At 73.5% G+C, this 25,849-nt stretch carries 22 protein-coding genes; 12 read left to right on the forward strand and 10 right to left on the reverse strand.

Translation table 11 applies throughout. From position 1 onward, the window contains the following. The first annotated feature begins 119 nt into the window (after positions 1-119). Together OG823_RS28995 and OG823_RS29000 are read left to right on the forward strand one after the other, a co-directional pair. Complete coding sequence (locus tag OG823_RS28995) at positions 120-1,466, forward strand: chloride channel protein (RefSeq protein WP_371483045.1); 1,347 nt, start codon at positions 120-122, stop codon at positions 1,464-1,466. Between the two features lie 119 nt (positions 1,467-1,585). Continuing rightward, complete coding sequence (locus tag OG823_RS29000) at positions 1,586-2,518, forward strand: aldose 1-epimerase family protein (RefSeq protein ID WP_371483046.1); 933 nt, start codon at positions 1,586-1,588, stop codon at positions 2,516-2,518. A gap of 262 nt (positions 2,519-2,780) precedes the next feature. On the opposite strand, the gene OG823_RS29005 is transcribed toward OG823_RS29000, so the two are convergent. Beyond that, positions 2,781-4,346: a hypothetical protein gene (locus tag OG823_RS29005; protein WP_371483047.1), complete on the reverse strand. Its 1,566-nt coding sequence runs from the start codon at positions 4,344-4,346 to the stop codon at positions 2,781-2,783. A gap of 384 nt (positions 4,347-4,730) precedes the next feature. Here OG823_RS29005 and OG823_RS29010 point away from each other — a divergent pair, with 384 nt between their 5' ends. After that, positions 4,731-6,164, forward strand: coding sequence for a DUF2252 domain-containing protein (locus OG823_RS29010; RefSeq protein WP_371483048.1), 1,434 nt, complete (start codon positions 4,731-4,733; stop codon positions 6,162-6,164). A 53-nt stretch (positions 6,165-6,217) separates the two neighbouring features. Here OG823_RS29010 and OG823_RS29015 read toward each other — a convergent pair whose 3' ends face one another. After that, a complete protein-coding gene (locus OG823_RS29015; protein ID WP_371483049.1) occupies positions 6,218-7,549 on the reverse strand; it encodes a diacylglycerol kinase family protein in 1,332 nt (443 codons plus the stop codon). 605 nt (positions 7,550-8,154) lie between these two features. Here OG823_RS29015 and OG823_RS29020 point away from each other — a divergent pair. The 3 genes from OG823_RS29020 to OG823_RS29030 all read left to right on the forward strand — a co-directional run bounded on the left by OG823_RS29020 (position 8,155) and on the right by OG823_RS29030 (position 10,215). After that, complete coding sequence (locus tag OG823_RS29020) at positions 8,155-8,559, forward strand: SHOCT domain-containing protein (RefSeq protein WP_371483050.1); 405 nt, start codon at positions 8,155-8,157, stop codon at positions 8,557-8,559. A gap of 96 nt (positions 8,560-8,655) precedes the next feature. Continuing rightward, positions 8,656-9,204, forward strand: a complete 549-nt coding sequence (locus OG823_RS29025; RefSeq protein ID WP_371483051.1) for an LURP-one-related/scramblase family protein — start codon at positions 8,656-8,658, stop codon at positions 9,202-9,204. A 150-nt stretch (positions 9,205-9,354) separates the two neighbouring features. Continuing rightward, on the forward strand, positions 9,355-10,215 hold the full coding sequence (locus OG823_RS29030; protein WP_371483052.1) for an alpha/beta fold hydrolase: 861 nt from the start codon (positions 9,355-9,357) through the stop codon (positions 10,213-10,215). A 73-nt stretch (positions 10,216-10,288) separates the two neighbouring features. Here the strand turns inward: OG823_RS29030 and OG823_RS29035 are convergent, their stop codons facing one another. Further along, positions 10,289-12,493: a SpoIIE family protein phosphatase gene (locus OG823_RS29035; RefSeq protein WP_371483053.1), complete on the reverse strand. Its 2,205-nt coding sequence runs from the start codon at positions 12,491-12,493 to the stop codon at positions 10,289-10,291. Positions 12,494-12,514: 21 nt separating this feature from the next. Here OG823_RS29035 and OG823_RS29040 point away from each other — a divergent pair, with 21 nt between their 5' ends. Then, positions 12,515-13,114 (forward strand): HdeD family acid-resistance protein, encoded by a 600-nt coding sequence (locus OG823_RS29040; RefSeq protein ID WP_371483054.1) that lies wholly within the window; start codon positions 12,515-12,517, stop codon positions 13,112-13,114. A gap of 47 nt (positions 13,115-13,161) precedes the next feature. Here the strand turns inward: OG823_RS29040 and OG823_RS29045 are convergent, their stop codons facing one another. Both OG823_RS29045 and OG823_RS29050 read right to left on the reverse strand, forming a co-directional pair. After that, complete coding sequence (locus tag OG823_RS29045) at positions 13,162-13,860, reverse strand: type 1 glutamine amidotransferase domain-containing protein (RefSeq protein ID WP_371483055.1); 699 nt, start codon at positions 13,858-13,860, stop codon at positions 13,162-13,164. Between the two features lie 257 nt (positions 13,861-14,117). Further along, positions 14,118-14,684, reverse strand: coding sequence for a PadR family transcriptional regulator (locus OG823_RS29050; protein WP_371483056.1), 567 nt, complete (start codon positions 14,682-14,684; stop codon positions 14,118-14,120). Between the two features lie 158 nt (positions 14,685-14,842). On the opposite strand from OG823_RS29050, the gene OG823_RS29055 reads away from it, so the two are divergent. Both OG823_RS29055 and OG823_RS29060 read left to right on the forward strand, forming a co-directional pair. Further along, on the forward strand, positions 14,843-15,235 hold the full coding sequence (locus OG823_RS29055; RefSeq protein WP_371483057.1) for a nuclear transport factor 2 family protein: 393 nt from the start codon (positions 14,843-14,845) through the stop codon (positions 15,233-15,235). 242 nt (positions 15,236-15,477) lie between these two features. Beyond that, entirely contained in the window at positions 15,478-16,224 is a 747-nt protein-coding gene (locus tag OG823_RS29060) for a hypothetical protein (protein WP_371483058.1), read from the forward strand. 110 nt (positions 16,225-16,334) lie between these two features. Here OG823_RS29060 and OG823_RS29065 read toward each other — a convergent pair whose 3' ends face one another. Both OG823_RS29065 and OG823_RS29070 read right to left on the reverse strand, forming a co-directional pair. Then, positions 16,335-17,027, reverse strand: coding sequence for an ester cyclase (locus OG823_RS29065; protein WP_371483059.1), 693 nt, complete (start codon positions 17,025-17,027; stop codon positions 16,335-16,337). Between the two features lie 234 nt (positions 17,028-17,261). Further along, entirely contained in the window at positions 17,262-17,780 is a 519-nt protein-coding gene (locus OG823_RS29070) for an ATP-binding protein (protein ID WP_371483060.1), read from the reverse strand. 279 nt (positions 17,781-18,059) lie between these two features. Here OG823_RS29070 and OG823_RS29075 point away from each other — a divergent pair, with 279 nt between their 5' ends. Then, positions 18,060-19,049 (forward strand): SigB/SigF/SigG family RNA polymerase sigma factor, encoded by a 990-nt coding sequence (locus tag OG823_RS29075; RefSeq protein ID WP_371483061.1) that lies wholly within the window; start codon positions 18,060-18,062, stop codon positions 19,047-19,049. A gap of 113 nt (positions 19,050-19,162) precedes the next feature. Here the strand turns inward: OG823_RS29075 and OG823_RS29080 are convergent, their stop codons facing one another. After that, positions 19,163-19,612, reverse strand: coding sequence for an STAS domain-containing protein (locus OG823_RS29080; RefSeq protein ID WP_371483062.1), 450 nt, complete (start codon positions 19,610-19,612; stop codon positions 19,163-19,165). 341 nt (positions 19,613-19,953) lie between these two features. Between OG823_RS29080 and OG823_RS29085 the strand changes: the two genes are divergently transcribed. Further along, on the forward strand, positions 19,954-23,283 hold the full coding sequence (locus tag OG823_RS29085; RefSeq protein WP_371483063.1) for an N-acetylmuramoyl-L-alanine amidase: 3,330 nt from the start codon (positions 19,954-19,956) through the stop codon (positions 23,281-23,283). A 168-nt stretch (positions 23,284-23,451) separates the two neighbouring features. Next, complete coding sequence (locus OG823_RS29090; RefSeq protein WP_371483064.1) at positions 23,452-23,778, forward strand: putative quinol monooxygenase; 327 nt, start codon at positions 23,452-23,454, stop codon at positions 23,776-23,778. A gap of 69 nt (positions 23,779-23,847) precedes the next feature. On the opposite strand, the gene OG823_RS29095 is transcribed toward OG823_RS29090, so the two are convergent. Continuing rightward, the gene (locus OG823_RS29095) at positions 23,848-24,300 is read right to left on the reverse strand and encodes an NUDIX hydrolase (protein WP_371483065.1); all 453 of its coding nucleotides are present in this window, start codon (positions 24,298-24,300) and stop codon (positions 23,848-23,850) included. A gap of 41 nt (positions 24,301-24,341) precedes the next feature. Beyond that, positions 24,342-25,844: an SDR family NAD(P)-dependent oxidoreductase gene (locus OG823_RS29100; protein ID WP_371483066.1), complete on the reverse strand. Its 1,503-nt coding sequence runs from the start codon at positions 25,842-25,844 to the stop codon at positions 24,342-24,344. Between the last annotated feature and the right edge of the window lie 5 nt (positions 25,845-25,849).

Below are 25,849 nucleotides of genomic sequence, written 5' to 3' on the forward strand. Positions count from 1 at the left end.
GGTCGCGGGCCGAAGGCCCGGAGCGGCCGCCGCCACGTGGTAGCAAGTCAACGAGGCAGGTCGGCCGAGGCTTTTCGGACGGCTTCCGACGCTGAGGACGAGCCGAGGAGGCGATCAGCATGCCGGCCACAGCCGCAGGTCCGCCGGCCCGGCCGCCGGACCCCCTCGCGCTGGTCCGCACCCGCCAGTACGCGGTGCTGCTGGTGGTCACGGCGCTGCTCGGCATCCCGATCTCGGCGGCGGCGTTCGGGTTCCTCGCGCTCGTCTCCGAACTCCAGTCGCTCACCTACACCGATCTCCCCAGCGGCCTGGGATTCCACGGGACGCCCCTGTGGTGGCCGATCCCGCTGCTCGCCGCGGGCGGGTTGCTGGTGGCGCTGACCATCCGCTACCTGCCGGGGGAGGGCGGCCACAAGCCGGCCGAGGGGCTGGCCACCCAGGGAGCACCCGCGGCGGCGGCGCTGCCCGGTGTCGCGCTCGCGGCGCTGCTGTCCCTCGGCGCGGGCGTGGTGCTCGGCCCCGAGGCGCCGCTCATCGCACTCGGCGGTGGCCTGGCGGTGTTCGCGGTCCGGGCGGTCAAGCGGGACGTCCGGCCGAACGCGAGCGCGCTGCTGGGCGCCGCGGGGAGCTTCGCGGCCGTCAGCACGCTGCTCGGCTCTCCGCTGCTCGGCGCGTTCCTGCTGATGGAGGCGGCCGGGCTCGGCGGCGCGATGATGGGTGTCGTCCTGGTGCCCGGCCTGCTCGCGGCCGGGATCGGCGCACTGATCTTCACCGGCCTCGGGTCCTGGACCGGCCGGGGCACGTACTCACTGGCCCTGCACCAGGTGCCGCACGCCGGGCGCCCCGACCTCGCCGGCTTCGGCTGGGCCGTCGTCATCGGCCTGGCCTCGGCCCTCCTCGGGACGGCGATCCGCCGGACGGCACTGTTCCTTCAGGCCCGCGTCGAACGGCGGCGGGTGGCGCTGACCGTGGCGGCCGGTGCGCTCGTGGGCGTCGTCGCGCTGGTGTTCGCCGAGTGGACCGGTGGGCAGCCCTCCGAGGTGCTGTACTCCGGGCAGAGCGCGTTCGGCGCGCTGCTGGCCGACCAGAGCAGTTACTCGGCCGGGACCCTGGTGGTCCTGCTGCTCTGCAAGGCCGTCGGCTACGGCCTCTCCCTCGCGGCGTTCCGCGGTGGCCCGGTGTTCCCGTCGATGTTCGTGGGAGCGGCGGGCGGTCTGGCCCTCGCACACCTCCCCGGCCTGGACGTGACCTCCGGCTTCGCGATGGGCGTCGGGGCGATGTGCGTGGCGATGCTGAAGCTGCCGATGACCTCGGTGCTGCTGGCCACCGTGCTGCTGGGCGTCGAGGGGATCACCGTCATGCCGCTCGTCATCGTCGCCGTGGTGGTCTCCTACACCCTCACGCTCCGGCTCACCCCCGTCCCGGCGCCGGCTCCCGTCCCGTCGCCGCTCCCGCCGTACCCGTGAGCCCTGCTCCGGGGCCGCGCGCCCGCGTGCCCGCGTGCCGTAACCGCGTACCCCCGCCCACCCCGCCCACCCCGCCCAGCCCGCCCGCCCCGCCCGCCGTCCGACCAGGAGGCCCCGCCATGTCCCAGAGCCCGAGCGGACAGCAGTTCCGGCTGCGCAGCGGAGCGCACAGCGCCGTCGTGGTGGAGCTCGGGGCGGCCCTGAGCCGCTACACGTTCGGCGGGCGGCCCGTCCTGGACGGCTTCGCCTCCGACGAGCGGATCACGGGCGGCCGCGGGCAGCTCCTGGTGCCCTGGCCGAACCGGATCGGCGGCGGACGCTACCGCTGGGACGGCGAGGACCAGCAACTCCCGCTCACCGAGCCGGCCGCCGGCAACGCCATCCACGGCCTGCTCCGCTGGTGTTCGTGGCAGCCGCTGGAGACGGCGCAGGACCGTGTGCTGCTCGGGGCGACGCTCTTCCCGCAGCCCGGTTACCCGTTCCACCTCGGGCTCCGGGTGCAGTACGGGCTCGACGCCGAGGGCCTCTCGGTCACCGTGACGGCGCGCAACCTCGGTACGGGGGCCGCACCCTACGGCGTCGGCCAGCACCCCTACCTGACGGTGGGTACGGAGCTGGTGGACGAGGCGGTGCTGACCCTCCCGGCCCGGGCCTGGCTGCCGGCCGCGCAGCAGGGCGCGCCGGTCGCGGCCCAGACGGTGGAGGGCACGCCGTTCGACTTCCGGGTGGCGCGCGCCATCGGTACGCAGCGCCTGGACACCGCGTTCGCCGACCTGGAGCGGGACTCCTCCGGTCGGGCCCTGGTGCGCCTCGCACACCCCGCGGGCCACCACGGCAGCGACCTGTGGCTGGGGGAGGGCGCCGACTTCCTCCAGGTGTACACCGGCGACACGCTGCCCGGGCGGGTCCGGCGCCGAGGCGTCGCGGTGGAGCCGATGTCCTGTCCACCGGACGCGTTCCGGGGCCGGCCCGCCGCGGTCGAACTGGGCCCCGGTGACCTGCACACGTTCCGCTGGGGCCTGCGGCCGTGGAACGGCCCGCACGAGGCATAGAGCGGCGGATCCGCCCTCACCAGGTCGGTGACGCGCTGGGAGTCGCGGAGCGCCAGGACGTCCGTGGCGATGTCGCGAAACACCGGTCGGGGGCCTCAGAGGCAGGGCTCGCCGGCCGGGTCGACCCGGAGCCTGTCGGTCCAGCCGTGGAGCTGACGGTGGGTGGAGGCACGGACGCCCGAGGTGCGCATCTCCCGCATCGTGGGCTGTCGGGCGTCCGTACCGCCGACTCGCGGTGGCGGCCGGGAACTCGTTCCCGCTGTCAGCCGGCGAGCGGCGGGGCGCCCTCGGAGGTGGCCGGCGGCGCTGCGGCGGATTCCGTCCCCTGCCCGGTGTCGAGGAACTCCCGGACCGCGAACGCGGCCAGCACCGCCACGGCGATCCACACCACCACGGCCGAGGACGGGTAGCTCCAGGTGAACAGCACGACGGCGGCCACCAGGAGGATCGCCGCGCCGATCCAGCGCTTGAAGCGGTGGACGAACCGTCCGACCGGCCCCAGCCGCATACCGAACGAGGAGAGCACCTCGCGTACGGCTCCGATGCCCCGGCGGCAGACGGTGCGGACGGTGACCGCGACGGACGAGGGGCCGATCAGGAACGCGCCCAGTGCGGTGATCAGCGCCAGTGCCCCGACCGCCCGCACGCTCGCGCGCATGAACCGGATCAGGGTGTCGTACACCGCCCCGGCCGCCGCCTGGGAGGCGCCGGGCGGGAGGTGGTCGAGGTAGAAGGACCGGAACACCGTCAGCACGATGCCGGTCAGCAGCATCGCGGCGAACACGCCCAGCGCCGCCCCGATCAGCGCCCGGCGCCGGTTCACGGCCAGGAACACCCCGGCCGCGGCGATCAGCACGGTGACGATCGGCAGCCAGGTGCCCATGATCTCCAGCAGGCGGAAGTACGACTTGACCTTGCCGATGTCGTTCGAGGCGAACACGACGAAGTTCGTGTGCACGGCCGGGATCTTCGCGGCGAGGCCGAAGCCCGAGTTCACCAGCTCGGTCTGGACCCTGGCGACGATCGGCGCGATGTCGACGGTGACCTGGTTGTTGTCCAGCGAGACCGCGCCGCCGCCCTGCCCCGTCAGCGCCTTGTCCAACGCGCTGTGGCCGGCCCGGTTCGCGTTGATCCACAGCGACTCGAACGCGCTGCTGGAGACCACCCGGTGGACGGTGGTGTTCACCAGATCGGTGAGGCCACTGGTGATCGGCCCGCTCAGGCCGTTGATCAGGTTGGCGGCCGGGGCCGGGACGCCCTGCTGGGCCGCGGCCTCGGAGAGCTGGTTGACCAGGCCCTTCACGTCGATCTGGTCGAGGACCGCCGTGGTGACCCGTGCGGCGACCGCCTCCTGAACGTCCGGGTTCGAGGCCAGCGGGGCGACGGTGGAGACGTAGCGGTCGGTGTTGCCGACGATGTCGCTCGTCCAGACCGAGACCACCGACAGCAGGGACAGCACCGAGGCCAGCACGATCAGCACCACCGCGCCGGAGGTCCGCCACCAGTGGTGGCGCCGGCGCGGCGTGCTGGAGCTCTCCAGCATCGCGACCCGCTGCCGCAGCTCGTCGACCTCGCTGGGCCCGCTCACCGGGGGTCGCGGCGGCGGGGCCGGCGGTGCGGCCGCCGTCGGCGGTGTCACCTTCGGAACCGACGCGGTGGGCTGCTCGCCGGGCCCGGCCGGCGGCAGCGGCGGCAGGTGCTTCCCCTGCGGTGGCTGCGGCTCGGCGGGTTCGGTGCCGGGTGGCGGCTGGTTCGCTTCGGCGGGTTCGGTGCCGGGTGGCGGCTGGTTCGCTTCGGCGGGCTCCGGGCCGGACTCGCTGGAGGCCATCGCACTCTCCCTGGGGTGGGTCCTCGTGCGCCGTCGCGGGCGGCGCCCGGCTGCTGTGCGCACCAGCAGACACCGCCCGGGGCGGCCCCACCACCCGGGATGCGCGCACGGGTGACCCGGTGTCGGGGAACGCGCGCCCGTGCCCCGGCGCCCGTCCGGCTCGCGGATGCCGGAACCGGTGCGATCCGCGATGATCGGAGTTGCGTGCACGCCGCGCCGGCCTCCCGGCGCGTTCCCTCCGGCAGGGCCCGCGGCGCGTGCCGCGGGCGGACCGGCGGCGTGCCGATCGCCTCCCCGCGCCGGCGGGCCGCTGACCGGGCGTCCGAAGCCGTCGCGGCGACGGTCGTGGGGCCCGTGTTCCGCAGGCCGTTCTGGAGGGTTCCGATGACTGAGTACGCTGGTGCGCGGTTGCGTGCCGTACCCGACGAGACGCCGGCGCAGCGGTCGGCGCGTGGCAAGGCGGCCCGTCACGAGGTGCCGCGTTCGAGCCACGCCGAATTCCGGCCGTCGAAGACCCGGTTCGACCCGGTGGCCGTCCTCGAGGCCCAGTCGGCGACGAGGCTGCCCGAACTCGTCCCGATCCGGTACGGCCGGATGATCGAATCGCCGTTCCGCTTCTACCGCGGCGCTGCCGCGATCATGGCGGCCGACCTGGCCGGCACGCCGGTCTCCGGCATCCGGGCCCAGCTGTGCGGCGACGCGCACATGATGAACTTCCGGCTGCTCGCCTCGCCGGAGCGTCAACTGCTGTTCGACATCAACGATTTCGACGAGACGCTCCCCGGCCCCTGGGAGTGGGACGTGAAGCGGCTCGCCACCAGCCTGGTGATCGCGGGCCGGGCGAACGGCTACACGGAGGAGGAGCGTGCCGGCATCGTGCGGGGGACGGTGCGCTCCTATCGCGAGGCGATGACGCTGTTCGCGGGTATGCGCACGCTCGACGTCTGGTACGCCCGGATCGGCGAGGAGCGCCTGCAGGCCGTCGCCGACGAGCAGTTGGCCAAGCGCGGCCGCAAGGGTGTGACCCGGGCGATGGCCAAGGCCAAGACCCGCGACAGCCTCCAGGTCTTCGAGAAGCTCACCGAGACGGTGGACGGTCAGGCCAGGATCGCCGCCGACCCGCCGCTGCTCGTACCGCTCACCGACCTGCTGCCCGATGTCGAACGCGGCGCGCTCGAAGCGCAGTTCCGCCTGCTGGTCGAACGCTACGGCCGCACCCTCGCGTCGGACCGGCGCACCCTGCTGGAGGACTACCGGCTGGCGGACGTGGCCCGCAAGGTGGTCGGCGTCGGTAGTGTCGGCACCCGCTGCTGGATCTTCCTGCTGCTCGGCCGGGACGGCGAGGACCCGCTCTTCCTCCAGGCCAAGGAGGCCGGCGCCTCGGTCCTGGCCGAGCACGTCGGCGCGAGCGAGTACGAGAACCAGGGGGAGCGGGTGGTCTCCGGCCAGCGGCTGATGCAGGCCGCCAGCGACATCTTCCTGGGCTGGGAGCGGGTCGACGGGATCGACGGCCGGCGCCGCGACTTCTACCTCCGCCAGATGCGCGACTGGAAGGGCGTCGTCGAGCCGGAGCTGATGGTCCCGCAGGGCATGGGGGTGTTCGGGGAGCTCTGCGGCAGTACGCTGGCCCGCGCCCACGCGAGGTCGGGGGACAGGATCGCCATCGCCGGCTACCTGGGGAGCGGCGAGGCTTTCGACCAGGCCCTGGTCACCTTCGCCGAGAGCTACGCCGACCAGAACGAGCGCGACCACCAGGCACTGCTGGACGCGGTGCGCGAGGGGCGGCTCGCCGCCGCGGCCACCGAACCTCCCGCCTGATCCGGGGACCCGGGGGGACGCGAGCCGTGACGGCGGCTCGCGTCCCCCGGCGGTCAGCTCCGGCCCAGGGCGAGGGAGACGATCCGGCGCAGGTCCAGGGGCCGGGCCGGCGCCGGAGCACCCGGCCGGTGCCGGGGCACCAGAACCCGCAGCGCTCCGGGGTGGATGGCGCAGGCGACGGGGGTGGGCAGGTGCAGCGCCTCGCCGTCGACGGCCACCGGGATGCTCCGCGCATCGGAGTCGACCGTGACCCGAGTGGCCGTCAGCAGCCGCAGCCCCGCCGCGCGGGTGCCGAGCAGAGCGAGTTCGGCCGCCTGGGCGGCGTTCGTCACCCGTACGCCGACGATGCCCAGCAGCCCGGAGTCCAGCCGGGACCTGCGGCCGCCCGGAGCCAGTGGTTCGGGAACGGCGTAGGGGTTGTTGCTGATCAGGAGGGCCTGCTGGGAGTCCAGCGCGGTGTCGTCGGCCCGGGCGTGCAGCGGGTGGCCCGCGTAGCCGAGCAGCAGATCGGGCAGCGCCTCCAGGATGGTGCCCGCCTTGGCGTCACGGTATTCGGGGTGCTGGACGATCTGCGCGTAGACCCCGAACGAGACGGTGTTGACGAACGGCCGTCCCGCCACCGTGCCCAGGTCGACCCGGAGCTCCTCGCCGTCGGTCAGCGCGTCCAGGCAGCGGGCCGGATCGGCGCGGTCCAGGCCGAGGTCCATCGCGAAGTGGTTGCGGGTACCGGCGGAGATGACCAGGAAGGGCAGGTCGTGCTCGACCGCGACCTGTGCCAGCAGTGCGAGAGTCCCGTCGCCGCCCGCGCCGCCGAGCAGGTCGGCGCCCTCGGCCACGGCCCGGCGGGCGAGGCCGGCGATGTCGGTCCCGCCCGAGGCGTCCAGCAGCACGACCCGGGCACCGAGCGCCTCGGCCTTCTCGACCAGTGCGAACTGCCCGACCTTGCCGCCGCCGGAGCGCGGATTCATGATCAGGACCGGATGCTCGGGGCGGCGGCCCGCGACCGCGACGGCGACCGCGGCCGGGGCGCCGGGCCGCCGCAGCCTGCCGAGGGCCGAGCGGGCACAGGCCAGGCCGGTGCCCAGCAGTGCGATCGAGGCGACCGCGGCCGGCCACAGCCCCGCCCAGGTGTACAGCACCACCACGACCACGGGCGCGGCGAGCGCGAGCACTGCGCCGGCCACCCGAACGGCCCCATGGTGCGAGAGCGCCCACCAGCTGCCGGCCGCCGCGACCAGCAGGCCCGCCAGCCCGATCGCGAGGATCAGCAGACCGCTCGGCCCGCTCGCGGCCGGCAGTACCGCCGCCGCGCCCAGTGCACAGACCAGAGCCAGCCGGGCGAGGACCCGGGCGCCCCTCGGCGCGGGGGAGTCGGTCGATGCCATCGCATTCCCTTCGCGACGCGGGCGGCCCCGCGCGTCCCTCCGCACGACGGCGGCGCCCCGGCGGGCCGCGTGAGCGGCCCGCCGCGACGTCGACCGGAGGGACGCGCTCGCGCGCCCCTCCGCGTGTGCGTGGCCGCCGTCGCGTCGCTCGGCGACCGGGCCCGGTACGGGCCGGCCGCTCGGTTGGACGTGGCGGTCGGGGGGAACTGCCGGGGCCGAGGCCGACCGGGCTTGCGGTCATTCCATCAGCGGGCGGCCTCGGACGCATCTCGGTCCGGCGGTGGCGCCGGGGCGCGGTGGACGAGCGTGGCACCCCGTCAGCGCGGTCGCGAGCCCTCCCGGCGAGCGCGCCGTCCGGCCTCCGCCCTCCCGGCGGTGGCCTCCGCCGGCCCGCCGGCCGCCGGCCGTGAGCCGTGCCGTCGTCGGCCGGTGACCCGGGTGGACGCAGCCGGTGACCCGGGTGGACGAGCCGCTCGAACGGCGACGGGACGACAGGCGGAGTCGCAAATAGGGTGATATGACTCATTTGATCGCCGCCCGCGACGGGGTGGCGCAGTCCGCCGGACGGTCGCCGAGGGTCGGCGGCTCACCGGCAGGGGAGCATCATGGACGACTATCCGTTGCTGAGCCTGTTCTGGTCGATGCTGGAGTTCTTCCTCCTCATCCTCTGGTTCTTCCTGCTCTTCAAGATCATCTCGGACATCTTCCGCAGCCGGGACATGGGTGGTTGGGGGAAGGCCGGCTGGACGGTCTTCGTGATCCTGCTCCCCTTCCTCGGCGTGTTCGTCTACCTGATCGCGCGGGGCAACTCCATGGCCCAGCGGGACCTCGAACAGGCGCAGGCGGCCGACGCGGCCTTCAAGTCGTACGTCAGGACCGCGGCCGCCGACCAGGGCGGCGGCGGGGCCGCGAGCCCCGCCGGGGATCTCGCCAAGCTCGCCGATCTGCGGAGCACCGGCGCGATCTCCGAGGCCGAGTTCCAGCGGGCGAAGGAGAAGCTGCTCGCCTGACGCGCCGGTCCGGGCGCCCGCCTCGGAGGCGGGCGCCCGGAGGGCGGTACCGGCCATCGTGGGCGGTGCCGGCCATCACGAGAAGGAGACCGAGCGATGTTCGAGGAACGCAAGGACCGTCGGCGCGCCAACCACGCGTTCGAGGACGGCGAGGGTGTCACCCGATACCGGATGCAGCAGAAGATGATCTCCATCGGGAACGACTACTGGATCGACAACGACGCGGGCGACCACCTCTACAAGGTGAACGGCAAGGTCCTGCGGGCCCGCCGCACCTACAAGATCGAGGACCGGGAGGGGCACACCGTCGCCACCGTCCAGGGGCGCCCGCTGCGGATCAAGGACTCGATGGCGATCGAGGACGCCGACGGCCATCGCGTGGCGCTGGTCAAGAAGGCCCTCGTCAGCCCGCTGCGCGACCGCTGGCTGATCAAGGCCGCGGACGGCGGTGAACTCACCGTCCAGGGCAACGTGCTGGATCACGAGTACACCATCGAGCGGGACGGCTACAAGGTCGCCGAGGTCTCCAAGCGCTGGTTCCGGGTCCGTGACACCTACGGCCTGGACGTCGGTCCCACCGCCGATCACGCCACGGTGCTGGCCGCCGCCGTCGCGATCGACGCCATGACGCACCCGGGCGACTGAGCGACCCCGCTCGCCGGGCCGGGCCAGACCCCCCCCGGCGCGCCCTGCCCCGCCCCGCCCCGGCGCGCCCGCCCCGCTCGCCGGGGCGGGCGTTCGCCGTTGCCGAAAAGGTCTGGACCACTGCCGGTGCGGCGTGTGATCGTGGTCCGCATGGCGGCTTTCCCTTCCTACGACGGCACCGAGATCTGGTACGAACCGGTGGGCGAGGGAGCCCCGTTGGTGGTCCTGCCCGGCGGTCCGGGGATGGATCTGCGCTACCTGGGGGATCTCGGGGGCCTGGCCGGGCACCGCCGGCTGATCCTGACGGATGCACGGGCGGCCGGGCGCTCGGGGGTGCCCGAGGACCGGGGCACGGTCTCCTTCGTGGAGCAGGCCCGTGACCTGGAGGCGTTGCGCGAGCACCTCGGATCGGCGCGAATCGACCTGCTGGCCCACTCGGCCGGCTGCCTGACGGCCCAGGAGTACCTCGCGGCCTACCCCGGACGGGTCCGGCGGGCCGTGCTCGTCGCACCGGTCGGCCGGGTGGGCCGGGAGCCGGACGGAGCCGAGCTGGCGGCCATTCGGGCCTCGCGCTCCGCCGAGCCCTGGTACGAGGACGCCGCGCAGGCCGATCGGCGGCTGGCGGAGGGCGGCGTCCGCGCGGACGAACTCGCAGCCCTGCTGCCCCGGATCACACCGTTCTCCTGGTACCGCTGGGACGAGCGCCGGCGGGCCGAGTACCGCCCCGAGTACGCCACCGCGCTGCCGTGGCTGCGGGAGGCCTTCTACGCGGGTTCGGCTGGCCCCGACACGCTCGCGGCGCGGCTGGCCAGGCTGTCGGCCGGTCGGACCCCGGTCCTGGTGCTGGCGGGCGCCGCCGACGGCCTGATCGGCACCGCCCCGGCGCGAGCCGTGGCGGCCTGCCACCCCGGCGCCGTGCTGGAGATCCTGGCGGAGTCCGGGCACCGCCCGTGGGCGGAGGAGCCGGAGCGGTTCGTGGCCGCGGTGACCGGCTTCCTGGACGAGGTGTAGCCGCCGAGGGCGGCGCCGCCGTGCGCTTTCGGCGCCGAGTGCTCCCGCCGGACACGCCGATCCCGCCGCTGGGTCACGGGAGCTGCTGCTCGGCCCAGATGATCTTGCCGGTGGGGATGTAGCGGGTCCCCCAGCGGCTGGAGAGCTGGGCGATGAGGAACAGCCCACGCCCGCCTTCGTCGGTGTCGGCGGCGTGGCGCAGGTGTGGCGTGGTGGTGCTGGTGTCGGAGACCTCGCAGATGAGGGTGCGGTCGCGCAGCACGCGCAGGTGGATGGGTCCGCCGGTGTAGCGGATGGCGTTGGTGACCAGTTCGCTGATGATCAGCTCGGTGGTGAACGCCAGGTCCTCCAGACCCCACCCGCGGAGCCGCTCCGTGACGGCGGCGCGGGTGCCGGCGACGGCGGCGGGGTCGGCGGGGATGTCCCAGTCGGCGACGAACTCGTGGGGGAGCGCGCGGGTGCGGGCGACGAGCAGGGCGACGTCGTCCTCGGGCTGATCGGGGAGCAGCGCCTCGATGACGTCCTGGCAGGTGTCCTGCGGCGTGCGCGCGGGGCCGGCGAGCGCGTTCCGCAGCAGGTCCAGACCCTGGTCGATGTCGCGGTTGCGGTCCTCGATCAGCCCGTCGGTGTAGAGGACCAGTTGGCTGCCCGCGGGCAGGTGCAGTTCGGCGCACTCGAAGGGCAGCCCGCCGAACAGCCCCAGGGGCGGCCCGACCGGGGTGTCGGGGATCTCCACGGTGCCGTCGGGGTGCACGAGTACGGCCGGGAGGTGGCCGGCGCGGGCCAGCTGGCAGACCCGGGACACGGGGTCGTAGATGGCGTAGAGGCAGGTGGCGCCGATGATGGCGGAGCCGTCCCCGGCGGACTTCTGGTCCTGGTCGATGCGGCTGACGAGGTCGTCGAGATGGCCGAGGATCTCGTCCGGCGCCAGGTCGAGGGAGGAGAAGTTCTGGACGGCGGTGCGCAGGCGGCCCATGGTGGCGGCGGCGTGCAGACCGTGCCCGACGACGTCGCCGACCACCAGGGCGACCCGGGCGCCGGGCAGCGGGATGACGTCGAACCAGTCGCCGCCGACGCCGGCCTGCGCGGGCAGGTAGCGGAAGGCGACGTCGAGGGCGCTCTGATCGGGAAGCCCCTGGGGCAACAGGCTGTGCTGGAGGGTGACGGCCAGGGTGTGGCTGCCGGTGATGGCGAAGATGATCTGTTCCTGCGTCGTGTACTTCACCTCGAACAGGCCGTTGTTGCGGCCCAGCCGCAGCACCGCCACGCGGTCGGCGACGGCCCGTACGTCCTCCAGGTTGTGGCTGATCAGGATGACCGCCATGCCCTGCCGGCGCAGGCGGTTGATCAGGTCCAGCACCAGAGCGCTCTGCTCGACGCCGAGGGCGGCGGTGGGCTCGTCGAGGATCACCAGCTCGGGCGCGCCGATCAGGGCGCGGGCGATCGCGACGGCCTGGCGCTGGCCGCCCGAGAGGGAGGCGATCGGCACGCGCACACTGGGGACGCGGATGGAGAGGCTGTCCAGAAGCGCGCGGGTGCGCCTCTCCATCTCGACCTCCCGCAGGACGCCGAACCGGCGCAGTTCCCGCCCGAGGAAGAGATTGCCGACCACGTCCAGGTTGTCGCAGAGCGAGAGGTCCTGGTGGACGGTGGCGATGCCCAGCCGCTGGGCGTCCTGGGGTCTGCGGACGTTGACCGCCCGGCCCTGCCACCTGATGGTGCCGCTGTCCAGGGGGCCCACCCCCGAGATCGCCTTGACCAGGGTGGACTTGCCGGCGCCGTTGTCCCCCACCAGGGCGAGCACCTCGCCCGACCGCACGTCCAGGTCGATGCCGCTGAGGGCCTGGACGGCGCCGAAGCGTTTGAAGACCCCCCGCAGCGAGAGCACCGGGACGCCTGCCACAAGATCCACCTCGCCCTTCCGCGCACGACCGCTCCGCCTGGCCCCTTCGAGTCTGCCCGCAACCCCCGTGCCGCGCCGGGCGACTGCCGCGTCGACGGGGGTGCGGCCGTTGTGGCACGCCGTCGGAGTCAAGGGGTGCGCGCCGTCGCCCCGGCGGACCGTCGCGCGACGCCGGTACCCCCGATCGGGTGCGGGCGGCGGCCTCCGGCGCGAGGAGGGTCGTCCGTCCCTGCCTTGCGGGCGGGCCGATGGCTGGCGATGATCGAACGGACGGCGACGCGCGGCCGGTGCCGACCGGCCCGGCCGGCCCCGCCGGGCGGGGCCTGGTGCGGTCCCTGGACACCGCACGGCCCGGCCCGGGTGCGCGCCGGTCACCGGCAGCGAGGGAGTCGTACCATGACCGAACCGCTCGGATCCGCCACGCAGGACCCGCTGTTCGTCCTGGCCGGCGTGGGGAGGTCGTGGCTGTGGCCGTTCGCCTTCGGCCTGCTCACGGTGGTCGCCGGGATCGTGGTGATCAGCTGGCCGGAGGAGACCACCCGGGTCGTCGCGATCATCATCGGCCTGCAGTTCCTGGTGGCCGGAGTGGTCCGCTTCGTGACCGCCTTCGGGCACGACGGTTCGAGGACCGGCAGCCGCACCGTGTACGTGATCATGTCGCTGCTGTCGATCGTCGCCGGCGTGCTCTGCCTGCGACACCAGGTCCAGACGGTCGCCGTGCTCGCCCTGGTCGTCGGCCTCTTCTGGCTGGCGGCCGGACTCCTGACCCTCTTCGTGGCACTCACCGAGCACGACCTGCCGGCGAGGGGGGCGGCGATCGCCCTCGGCGCGCTCGGCACCGTCGCCGGGATCGTCGTCCTCAGCTTCCCGGTCGAGTCGGCCGTGGCCCTCGCCTGGCTGCTGGGCCTGTGGCTGCTGGTGCTCGGCCTGCTCGAGGTGGCCGCCGCCCTCCTGCTGCGCTCGGCGCTGCGCCGGTCCGGGCCCGGCACACTCTGACGGTGCGCAACGCCCGGCCGGTCGCAGCCCCGGTCCGCCGGGCGGCGTCAGGCGGCCAGCATCTTCAGCAGCTCGGCGGCGAGCGGAGCGGAGGACGCGGGGTTCTGACCGGTGACCAGGTTGCGGTCGACGACCACCTTCGGGGCCCACGGCTCACCCTCCTGGAAGTCCGCGCCGGCCTGCACCAGGCGGTCCTGGAGCAGCCACTCGGCCCGGTCGGCCAGGCCGGCCTGGGTCTCCTCGGCATTGGTGAACCCGGTCAGCCGGTACCCGGCGAAGGCGTTGGAGCCGTCCGGGAGGGTGGCGGCCAGCAGTGCGGCCGGGGCATGGCAGACCACGCCGAGCGGCTTACCCGAGGCGAGGGCGTCGACGAGGAGCCGGCCGGAGGTGGCGCTGACCGCGAGATCCTCCATCGGGCCGTGGCCGCCGGGGTAGAAGACCGCGTCGTAGTCCTCCAGCCGGACGTCCTCCAGATCGATCGGGTGCTGGAGCTCGGTGGCGGCGTCGAGGCCCGCGGCGATCTCCGCCGCGCCCTCCTCGCCGCCGTTGACCTCGGGAGCGAGGCTGCCCTTGTCCACGGTCGGGACGACCGCGCCCGGGGTCGCGACGGTGATCCGGTGGCCGGCCGCGGTGAAGGCGCGGTGGGGGGCGACGACCTCCTCGGCCCAGAAGCCGGTCGGGTGCCGGGTGCCGTCGGCGAGCGTCCAGTAGGTGGCGCCGGTGACGACGAACAGGATCTTCGACATGGTGTGTGCTCTTCTCCGAGGGCGGGCCCGGGGGGCCCGGAGGGATGGTCCGGCGCTCCGGGCCCACCCGCGTGGTGGCCCGGCGCGTCGGTCCGCCGACCTGTCGACCATAGGCCGGGCCGTCCGCTCACCACCAATGACGGATCCGATGACCGCCATAGGTTTTTCGATGGCTCGACGGCCGCCGCCGCCGAGGCCGCCGTGGTGGCGGGCCGGCGGGCGCACGCCTCGGCCGGTGGCCCGGAGGTCGGCCGTGCTCAGCCCCGGAGCGCCGCGCGCCGTTCGAGGATCCGCAGCGCCAGTGCGCCCCAGCGGATGTTCTCCCGCTCGAAGTCCATCCCGCGCAGCAGGGTGAGGTAGGGGCCGATCCGCTCGGCGCCGAGGAGATACTCCTCCTCCGGTCGCCCGTCGAGCAGCCGCGCCCGGAGGCGTTCGTAGCGGGCGAGCTTCGCCGTCGCCCACTCGACCCGTTCGGCGATGGCGGCCCGCACCGCCGCGAGGTCCCCGACATCCGCGCACCGGACCTTGACCATCAGCTCGTCCCGGATGGCGGTCGGTCGGGCCAGGGGCTCCGCCGTGTAGGCGCGCACGGCCCGAAAGCCGTCCTCGGTGAGCGAGAAGACCCGCTTGTTGGGGCGCCGCTCCTGCTCGACGACGCGCGCGGCGATCAGCCCCTCGCCCTCCATCCGCTCCAGCTCGCGGTAGAGCTGCTGGGGGGTGGCCATCCAGAAGTTGGCGACCGAGGCGTCGAAGGCCTTGGCCAGGTCGTACCCGGAGGCAGCGCCCTCCAGAAGGGCGGCCATCACCGCGTTGCGCAACGCCATCCGGCCAAGCTAGCACCGCGTCATGTAGTCAACAAAGTGACTAGTCCACCCTGCTCTCCCATGCGGTCGCCCCGCCCGCGCGGGCCCTGGACAGCGCCCGCGCCCACCCTCATACTCACCGAAACACCTACTCAACTAGTTGAATACGAGGCTCGACCGTGCACCCCTTCCGCCAGGCCGTCGAGAAGCGCGACGAGGAGGCCGTCGCGGCTCTCCTGGCCGAGAACGTCGTCTTCACCAGTCCGGTCGTCTTCAAGCCGTACCCCGGCAAGGCGATGACCGCGGCCATCCTGCGCGCCGCGCTGCGCGTCTTCGAGGACTTCCGCTACGTCCGGGAGATCGCCGACCCGGGCGGCCGCGACCACGCACTCGTCTTCACCGCGACGGTGGCCGGCCGTCAGGTCCAGGGCTGCGACTTCCTGCACCTCGACGAGGACGGGAGGATCGACGAGTTCACCGTGATGGTGCGTCCGCTCTCCGCCGCCCAGGCGCTGGCCGAGGCGATGGGCGCCGAGTTCGACCGGATCGCCCGGGAGGCGGCCGAGGGGTGAGTCGAGGGCTGAACCGGGTGGTGAGCCGAGGGGTGAACCGGGCGGTGAACCGGGGGACCGGTTCGTGCGGTGGACGGCGCACGAACGGTCCTGTCCGGCGCGCGCCGTCCGAGTGCGCCCGCGAGGTCCGCGAGCGTCCCCGGGCGGGGATTGGCCGGATCCGCTTTCGGGGTATCACCTCGGCACCCTGCGCGCCGATCTGAGCAGGGGTACGGCACCGCGGCACAGTGAGGGGCCCCGACATGGCCGAGCAACCGCGAGACATCCGCCACGGCAGTCCGGACGACACACAGGGCCAGGACGAGAGGACCGTCAAACGCCTCTGTCTCGGCGTCGGACTGACCGGTCTGCTGCTGCCGGTCGTCCTGCCCATCGGCAACAGCCTCTTCATGCACCGCGCGGTGTGGCTGGTGTCGATCAGCGCCTCCTACTACACCGGCATGCGCAACTTCTTCGTCGGCGGCATGTGTGCCATGGGCGTCTTCCTGGTCTGCTACCGGTACGACCGACGGGAGGACAGGTTGAGCTCCGTCGCCGGGCTGCTGGCCGTCCTGGTCGCCCTCTTCCCGACGCTGCCGCCCTCGTTCGCCGGACGGCGGCCCACGCACTTCCAGCAGGTGACCGGGGTCTTCCACGAGGTGTTCGCGACCGCGCTGTTCATGGTGCTCGCCTACTTCTGCCTGCGGCTCTTCCGGGACGCTCCCCGGACGGACCGGCGCCGGCGCCGGCGCGCCCTGGTCTACCTGCTGTGCGGGGGCGCGCTGGTGGCGGGGATCGCGCTGATCGCCGTCTTCGCCGTCCTCCACCTCTCCTGGGGCCTGCCGCTGACCGCGATGTACGCGGGCGAGTCGCTGGGGGTGATCTCCTTCGGTGTCGCGTGGCTGGTCAGGAGCGAGGCACTGGAGGACGCGGCCACCGCGCTGCGCCGGGTCGGCGGCCGGATGGCGATGGCGGCCTCCGGCGGCGCGCCGTCCGCCCCGCCCGGGTAGCGGCGCCCATGCCCGGCCGTCCCGCTCGACCGGCGGACCGGTCAGCGGTGCGGTCCTCCTGCGGTGGCCCGGTGGCCCGGTGGCCCGGTGGCCCGGCGCGATCCGGCCGGTCAGCCGGGCATCATGCCCATCTGCCGCATCATGGCGACGGCGTCCCAGCTCCACCAGCCCTCCGTCACCTTGTCCTCCTCGAAGCGGAAGATCGTCATCCCGGCGCACTCGATGGTCTTGTGGCTGGCCGGCATCCCCATGTACTCGCCGATGTGGGTGCCGCGCCACATCCAGCGGGTGGCCACCTGGTCGCCGTCGGCGAGCTGGCTCCGGATGTCGAAGGTGAAGTCGAACGCCTTGCGGTAGCCCTCGATCATCTGCTTGACGGCGGCCGGACCGACCGTGTCGCCGTCCATCGACGGGTCGTGGTCGCGGTAGTCCGGCGCCACCAGCTCGTCGATCGCGGACATGTCCCCGGTCGGCGGGTCCACCAGCAGCCGACGCGCCGCCTCCTTGTGGAGTCGCTCGTCGCGGACCAGATCGAGGTTGGTGAAGGTGGGCGGCTCCTGGCAGAGCGCCATCATCTCCCGGAAGATCCGGTCGGTCTCCGGCAGCCCGGAATTGCGCATCGCCGCCTCGTACGAGGGGAACTCGACGATCTCCACGATGTGCCGGGCGTCCGCCCGGTCCGCACCGACCATCGCGTGGGTGGCGGTGCGCCTGCCCTGGGTCTCCTCGATCCAGGTGTCCATCAGCCGGTTGAGCTCGTCCGGCTGGTCCGTACGGCATTCGACGATCTGCACAAAGGTCATCGCGGACCTCCTGATCCGACCCCCTGCCTGCGTCCGCGACCGCACCCGCTACCACTCTCCTCCTCCTGCGGCGCGGGCACCACAGAACCGGCGGTCCCGCGGCGACCGCCGCCGTCGGCCCGCGCCCTCGGCTCGCCGGTGCCGTCAGCGCCCGGTGCCGTCAGCACCCGGTGTCGTCCGGGCCCGGTGTCGTCCGGGCCCGGGTCATTCGGGCCCGGGTCATTCGGGCCCGGGTCATTCGGACGGGGAGCCCGCCCGCTCGTGCGGCGGGAGTGTGGTGGGTGCGGGCCCGGCCCGGTCGATCTCCACCCAGACGGCCTTGCCGCCGTCCGCCCCCGGAGTCCACCCCCAGTCCCGTGCGAGGACGGCGACCACGTTGAGGCCGTTCCCGCCGGCCCGACCCGGCCGGTGCGGGACGCGGGGACGGGGCGCGTCGGGACTGCCGTCCGTGACCTCCACCCGCAGCCCCCCGGTGGTGCCGTGCAATCGGAGCTCACGCGGGCCGCCGGCGTGCAGGGAGGCGTTGGTGACCAGCTCGGAGACCAGCAGCAGCACGTCCTCGGCCACCAGACGCTGGTCCTCGGTGCGGGCCGGCAGCCACTGCCAGTCCCACAGGGCCTGCCGGGTGAAGTCTCGGCAACGGCCGACCGCCTGCCGGGCGCCGAAGAGAACCAGGCGCCGCAGTTGGCCGTCCGGCGGCAGTCCCGAGGGCTCGGCGAGCCCGTCGCCGGGAAGGATCCGCTCGGAGCGCATGGCAACGTCACCCCACGACAGGTCCGTCCGTCCGCCCGCCGGCCCTGGACGGAGCCCGCGTACGAAGGACGGCGGCTGGTCCGTGCCCGGTCGTGACCGGGCCGTTCGAGGACTCTTATGCCCCTTCGGCGGCAGCGGACACATCGTTCGTCCGGGCGGGAGGATGTTCCCGGCCGGACGGCCGGATTCCGCTCCGGACGTGTCGGCGGAGGCTGACGGGGTAGGCGGTCAGGGAGAAACCGACGACGAGTACCGGTGACCCGTCCCGGAGGTGTCCTCATGTCCGTTCCGCACAGCCCGGCCGGGCCGACCGGCCCCGCCCGCTCGGCCCGTTCCGGCCGCCCCGACGAGATCGCTCTCCACCCGGCCGCCGTACGGCGGGCCGCCGTCCGCGAGCCAGGAGCCCGCGGGGCAGGCGCCCGCGCGACCGCCGTCCATGCCGCCCCGACCGGACGTCCCCCCGGGCTGGAGGACCTGCCGCCCGTGCCCGATCCGCGCGGTATGGCGCCGGGCGACGCCCGTGAACTGTCGAAGGTGCTCTTCGTGCGCCTGCGGGCGGTCGACGAGGGCGGTCCCGAGTACTCCTACGTGCGCGGGACCCTGATCGAGCTGAACCTCTCCCTCGTCAGGTTCGCCGCCGGCCGCTTCCGTGGTCGCAGCGAGTCGATGGAGGACATCCTGCAGGTCGGCACCGTCGGCCTGATCAAGGCGATCGACCGGTTCGCCCCCGAGCGCGACGTGGAGTTCTCCACCTACGCCCTGCCCACCATCACCGGGGAGATCAAGCGGTTCTTCCGGGACACCAGCTGGGCGGTGCACGTCCCCCGCCGCCTGCAGGAGCTACGGCTGTCCCTGGCCCGGGCCACGGACGTGCTCGAACAGGACCTGGAGCGCGCACCCACCGTCCGGGAACTGGCCGAGCACCTCCGGCTGGAAGAGGAGGAGGTGGTCGAGGGTCTCGGCGCGAGCAACGCCTACACGGCCGGTTCGCTGGACGCCCAGACCCAGGCGGACGGTGCCGAGGGCAGCATCGCCGACCGGCTCGGCCGTCCGGACGACGCGATGGACGCGGTCGAGGACCTCGAATCGCTCAGGCCGCTGATCGCCCGGCTGCCCGAGCGTGAGCGGGCCATCCTGTCGCTGCGCTTCGTCGGCGACATGACCCAGTCCGAGATCGGGCGACGGCTCGGGATGTCCCAGATGCACGTGTCCAGGCTGTTGTCCCACGCGCTCCGGTCCCTGCGGGAGGGCCTGCTCTGCGAGGAGTGACGTCCCGGGCCCGCCGGGCCGAGGTGACATCCGCGGTGCGCCGGGCCGGGCGGGTCGTCCGGACGACCGTCGAGCCGGGCGTCAGGAGGACCGTCGGGCCGGACGGCCCGCCGTCAGGCCCGGCCGCCCGTGCGCCCCTCGCCGGCCGGGTCCTCGCCGGCTGAGTCCGCGCCCTCTGCGGCCCCGCTCCCGGTGGCGAGGGCCTCCTCCACCGAGGCGCAGATCCGGAAGACGGCCCCGGTGCCGCTGATCGCCAGCATCCGGGAGACCATGCCGGAGGGCGCCGCGAGGACCAGCCCGGTGTTCGTCGCGTCGGTCTCCGAGCGGGTGTCCAGCAACAGGTTGAGGCCGGTGGAGTCGCAGAAGGTCAGCCCGGCGCAGTCGACCACCAGCAGATCCGCGCCCGCGTTCGCGCCGGCCCGCAGGGCCTCGCGCAGCGGCTCGACGGTGTCGTGGTCGAGTTCTCCCTCGGGGCGGACGACCACGCCCCCGGGGCGGTGTTCGACGAGCACCCTGAGCCGCCCGTACGCGTCCGGCGCTGCACCGCCGGGGTGCTGGTCCATGGACGGCGCTCCTCCTCCTGGCACACGGCCCCGGCTTCCACGATAGGCGTCGCCGCTCGGCCGCACCCGTTCGCCGTCGTCCCTTCCGTGTGGCGCAGGACCGGTGCGACGGCGAACGGCCGTTTGCCGTCGAATGCGTACGAAAGCGCACAACCGCGGCCGGGCCTCGATCGGTTGTGCCCCCCTCTCGTGCGGACGCGCGATCGGTCAGTGCTAGCGTCACTGGGTCCTGGACGGTGAGGTGCACGGCGGCGACCCGAATCGCACCGCACCTCCCTGGCCGCCCGACCAGCCCGGCCGACCGTGCCGGGCCCCGGACTCCGGAAGGTCTGCAGACTCCGTTGACCAGCCACCGCGCCGTGCCCGACGGCGCTCCCCAGTCCACGCACCGCCGCAAGCGGCGGTTGCGGATACCTCTGGCCGTAGCGGCCGCCGCCGTGGCCTCCGCCACCGCTTTCGCGTTGCTGGCCGACGCCGGGACGACCAGGGCGGTGACGGCCGGTCCGGACACCCTGCAGCGCGGATTCGCCGACGCGGCACGGGAGTTCCACGTGCCGCAGAGCGTGCTGCTCGCGTTGTCCTACCAGCAGACCCGCTGGGAGTCGCACGGCGGCGAGCCCAGCACCACGGGCAACTACAACGTCATGGGTCTGACCCAGGTCGATCCGGCCGCGGTGGCCAAGGCGATCCAGTCGGGCCCCGGCCCGGAGGCCGACGGCCGTGGCGACGACGCCCCGGTGCGCAAGAACCCGCCGCCGGTCGAGGTGACGGACGGCCCCGCGCTGCACACCCTGGACAAGGCCGCCAAGCTGCTCGGCCGGCCCGCCGGTCAGTTGAAGTCGGACCCGGCCCAGAGCATCCGGGGCGCCGCCGCCCTGCTGGCGAAGTACCAGAAGGACGCCGGGCGTCCCGCCTCCGACGACGTCTCGGCGTGGTACGAGGCGGTGGCCCGGTTCAGCGAGTCCACCGACAGCGAGGGCGGCAAGGCGTTCGCGGACCGGGTGTTCGACACGGTCAAGGTGGGAGCGGTGCGCACCACCGCCGACGGGCAGTTGGTCACCCTCGCCCCCGCACCCGCCGTGCCGGTCGAGGCCGGCGCCGCGCAGCACCCGCACAGCAGCGCGGACGGCCAGGGCCCGGCCCCGGTCACGCCCGCCGCCGGGACCGCCAAGGGCGCACCCGCCCCGGCGAAGTCCGCTCCTGGATCGGCTGCGAAGACGCCTTCCTCCCGCGCCACCGGCACCCCGGCCTCCCGCAGTTCGGCCGTGACCCGGGCCTCGCTCGCCGCCGCCCCGGAGCTGGACGCGAGCAGCACCCCGGAGTGCCCGGCCGGTCTCGGCTGCGACGTCCGTCCCGCCGCGTACAAGCTGATCAACGCCGCCGACCCCACCTCGTACGGCAACTACAGCGTGGGCAACCGTCCCGACGACGGCGACGCGATCCAGTACATCGTCATCCACGACACCGAGGGCGGTTTCGACGGGTCCATCGCGACCTTCCAGAACCCGAGCACCCAGGCCAGCGCCCACTACATCGTGCGGTCCTCGGACGGGCACGTCAGCCAGCTGGTGGCCACCAAGGACGTGGCCTGGCACGCCGGCAACAAGACAGTCAACATGCACAGCATCGGGATCGAGCACGAGGGCTACGCCTTCCCGACCACCAAGCCGACCTGGTACTCGGAGCAGCTCTACCAGTCCTCCGCGACGCTGACCCGCTACCTGGCCGGCCGCTTCAACGTGCCGCTCGACCGCCAGCACATCATCGGCCACGACGACGTCCCCGGGCCGACCGAGTCCGCGATCTCCGGCATGCACTGGGATCCGGGCACGTTCTGGGACTGGAACCACTACATGGACCTGCTCGGTGCGCCGGTCCAGGGCAACACGGGCGGCCCGCTGCTGGTCGGCGGCAAGGTGACCATCGCGCCGGCCTTCGACGCCACCAACACCCCGCCGGTGGACAACACCGCCGCCCGCCCGCAGAACTTCGTCTACCTGCGCACCCAGCCCTCGGACGCCGCTCCGCTGATCAACGGTGCGACCACCCAGGCCGCCGACGTCCGGGCCAAGGCGGTGGCCGGCACCAGCTACGTCGTCGCCGACCAGCAGGGCGACTGGACGGCCGTCTGGTACGGCGGCCAGAAGGCCTGGTTCGCCAATCCGAACGGCCGCGCCGGCACCGCCGACAACCGCACCGGGCAGACCGTGCTGACTCCGCGTCAGGGCGTTGCCTCGATACCGGTGTACGGCCGCACCTACCCCGAGACGACCAAGTACCCGGCCGGCATCGACACCACCAACCTGGCGCCGGTCTCGTACACCAGCGTCACCGTCCCGGCCGGACAGTCCTACGTCGCGCTCGGCCCGGACCCGGTCAAGGGCGACTACTACTACACGCAGAACATCAACGGCGACGCGCCGAACGACCGCACTCTGGTGGTGGGTGACGAGACCTACTACCCGATCCGCTACAACCACCGGCTCGCCTACCTGAAGGCGAGCGACGTCGAGGCGCGGACCGCGGTGACCCCGCCGGCCAGCGGCTACACCCCCGCCGGTCCGATCCGGCTGCTGGACACCCGCACCGGGCTCGGCGGGCGGACGGGCAAGGTCGGTGCGACCCAGTCCGTGGCGCTGCAGATCGCGGGCGCCGACCTCGGTGGTGGCCTGACGGTGCCGGCGGACGTGACGGCGGTGGTCCTGAACGTGACGGCCACCGATCCGACCGGGCCGAGCTTCGTCGCGGTCTACCCGGACGGCCAGCCGCGCTCCTCGGCCTCGAACCTCAACTTCACCACCGGACAGACCATCCCCAACCTGGTGGTGGTGCCGGTGATCAACGGCAAGGTCGACCTCTACAACAACGACGGCGCCGTCCACCTGATCGCCGACATCACCGGCTACTACTCGCCGAGCGGTGCGTCCAAGCTGGTCACGGCCGGTCCGGTCCGGCTGCTGGACACCCGCACCGGGCTCGGCGGGCGGACGGGCAAGGTCGGTGCGACCCAGTCCGTGGCGCTGCAGATCGCCGGGGCGGATCTCGGTGGCGGCAGGACGGTGCCGGCGGATGTGACGGCGGTGGTCCTGAACGTGACGGCCACCGATCCGACCGGGCCGAGCTTCGTCGCGGTCTACCCGGACGGCCAGCCGCGCTCCTCGGCGTCGAACCTCAACTTCACCACCGGTCAGACCATCCCCAACCTGGTGGTGGTGCCGGTGATCAACGGCAAGGTCGACCTCTACAACAACGACGGCGCCGTCCACCTGATCGCCGACATCAGCAGCTACTACACCACCGGCAAGGGCTCGTCCTTCGTCAGCGCGGGTCCGACCCGGCTGCTGGACACCCGCTTCGGCATCGGCGCCAGGGTGGGCAAGCTGCAGGGCCAGCAGTCGCTGGCGCTCCAGGTCACCGGCCGCTCCGGAGTCCCGTCGAACGTGACGGCGGTGGTCCTGAACGTGACGGCCACCGACCCGACCGGGCCGAGCTTCGTCGCGGTCTACCCGGACGGCCAGGAGCGCACCTCGGCGTCGAACCTCAACTTCACCACCGGTCAGACCATCCCCAACCTGGTGGTGGTGCCGGTGATCAACGGCAAGGTCGACCTCTACAACAACGACGGCGCCGTTCACCTGATCGCGGACGTCGCCGGGTACTTCACGGGCTGATCCACCGTCACCCGGCCGGGCCGGCCCCCGAGGAGCACCTCGGGGGCCGGCCCGGCGCCTTTTCACCGGTCGGACGTGCACGGTGCGTAGCATGGGCGACGACACCGGCTGAACGCCGCCAGGCCCGCGGAGCGCGGGTCTGCCACCCCGTCCGCAACGGAGCCGTCCATGATCCTGATCGTCGTCAAGATGACCGTCCGCCCGGAGTTCGCCGACAGCTGGCTCTCGCTGGTCGACGACTTCACCCGTGCCACCCGCGCCGAGCCCGGCAACCTCTTCTTCGAGTGGTCCACCAGCGTCGACGAACCGCACACGTTCGTCCTGGTCGAGGGCTTCGCCTCGCGCGAGGCCGGCGACGCGCACGTCAACTCGGCGCACTTCAAGGCCGGTCTGGAGACGATAGCCGGGGCCGTGGCGAGCACGCCGCAGATCATCAGCACCGAGGCCGCGGCGACCGGCTGGGGCGAGATGGCGGAGCTGAGCCCGGCTCGCTGACCCGCGTCCGGGCGCGCCCCGGCAGGCCGGGACCACCTCGGCCGGCCGGCGCCCCGGGTACGGAGCTGGTCAGCCGGTGACCGGGTAGGCGTACGCGCCGTGCGGCAGCGCCGCCCGCTCGGGCAGCCAGCGGCCGAGCACCAGGGCGGACGGGAGGAACAGCGGACTCGGCAGCGACCCGACCGGGAACCGCTCCCAGCCCGCGCAGGCGTGCGGCTCGGTGACCTCGGCGGGGGCCGTGCTGGGCGGCGCGAGCACGGCGGCGGTCAGCCGGGGGCGCCCCAGCCGGTGGTCGAGCAGGACGGCCAGCACCCGCATCCCGGTGGCCGGCAGGAGGATGCCGGTCTCCTCGGCCAGCTCCCGGGCGGCGGCCTGCTCGAAGGACTCCCCGGGGTGGTCCACCTTGCCGCCGGGCAGGCCCCAGCTGGGATCCTCGCCCGCCGTGATCCGGCGGCCGAGGAGAACCCCGCCCGATCCGGTGGGCACGATCACGCCGACTCCGAGCACCGGTGCCACTGCCATCGGATCCCTCCCTGGGGACGTTCGTGCCGCCGGGCCGGCGGCTACCAGCCGGACTGGGCGTAGTCCTTGAGGAAGCAGCCGTGCAGGTCCTCGCCCAGCTCGCCGCGGACGATCGGGTCGTACACCCGGGCGGCGCCGTCGACCAGGTCCAGCGGCGCGTGGAAGCCCTCGGCGGCCAGTCGCATCTTGTCCGGGTGCGGGCGCTCGTCGGTGATCCAGCCGGTGTCGACGGCGGTCATCAGGATGCCGTCGCTCTCCAGCATCTCCTTGGCGCTGGTGCGGGTCAGCATGTTCAGCGCGGCCTTGGCCATGTTGGTGTGCGGGTGGCCGGCGCCCTTGTAGCCGCGGCTGAAGACGCCCTCCATCGCGGAGACGTTGACCACGTACTTGCGGCGCGCCGGGGAGGCGGCCATCGCCGGGCGCAGCCGGCTGATCAGGATGAAGGGCGCGGTGGAGTTGCAGAGCTGGACCTCCAGCAGCTCCATCGGGCCCACCTCGCTGACCGTCTGGACCCAGCTGTTGGTCGGGGCGAGGTCCGGCACGAGCCCGCCGGCGTCGATGGCGGTGCCGGCCTCGATCCGGGCGGGCGAGGCGGAGCCGCTGACCAGGGCGAGCGAGGTGATGTCCTCGGCGGAGAGCCGCTCGCTGCCGCCGGTGGCCTGGCCGGGCAGGGCGGGCAGGTCGACGCTGCCGCTGCCGAAGCGGCCGATGGTGGTGGACTGCGGCAGCTCACCGGCGGGCAGCGGGGCGGACTCGGCGTTGACCAGCTCGCGGTAGGACTCCGGCGGGCGGCGGACGGTCTGTGCGGCGTTGTTGATCAGGATGTCCAGCGGGCCGTCGGCCGCGACCTCGTCCGCGAGCGCCATGACCTGGGCGGGGTCGCGCAGGTCGATTCCGACGATCTTGAGGCGGTGCAGCCACTCGGCACTGTCCGGCATCGCCTTGAAGCGGCGGATCGCGTCGTTCGGGAACCGGGTGGTGATGGTGGTGTGCGCGCCGTCGCGCAGCAGCCGCAGTGCGATGTACATCCCGATCTTGGCGCGGCCGCCGGTGAGCAGCGCGCGCCGGCCGGTGAGGTCGGTGCGGGCGTCGCGCCGCCCGTGGTTGAGCTTCGCGCAGTTCTGGCAGAGCTGGTGGTAGAAGGCGTCCACCTCGACGTACCGCTGCTTGCAGGTGTAGCAGGAGCGCGGTCGCTCCAGGATGCCGGCGATCTCGGTGGTCGTGACGGTGGTCAGGCCGAAGGCGCCCTGGGTCTCGTCGTCGATCCGGCCGGGTGCGCCGGTGGCCGTGGCGGCCGTGACGGCCCGGTCGTTGGCCGTCTTGCGGGCGCGCGTCTCCTGGCGGCGGCGCTGCTTCAGGGTGCGGAACACACCGCCGACGGCCTGCCGGACGGTGATCGCGTCCGGGTGGTCGACGTCCAGTCCGTCCAGCTCGGCGAGCACGTCGAGGAGGAGGGCGAGGCGCTCCGGGTCGATGCCCGGACCGTGCTCGACCGCCTCCTGGGTGGTCCCGGTGGTGCTCTGGATGTCCTCGACCGCCGTCATGCCCG

The sequence above is a fragment of the Kitasatospora sp. NBC_00315 genome, from assembly GCF_041435095.1.
Taxonomy (GTDB): domain Bacteria; phylum Actinomycetota; class Actinomycetes; order Streptomycetales; family Streptomycetaceae; genus Kitasatospora.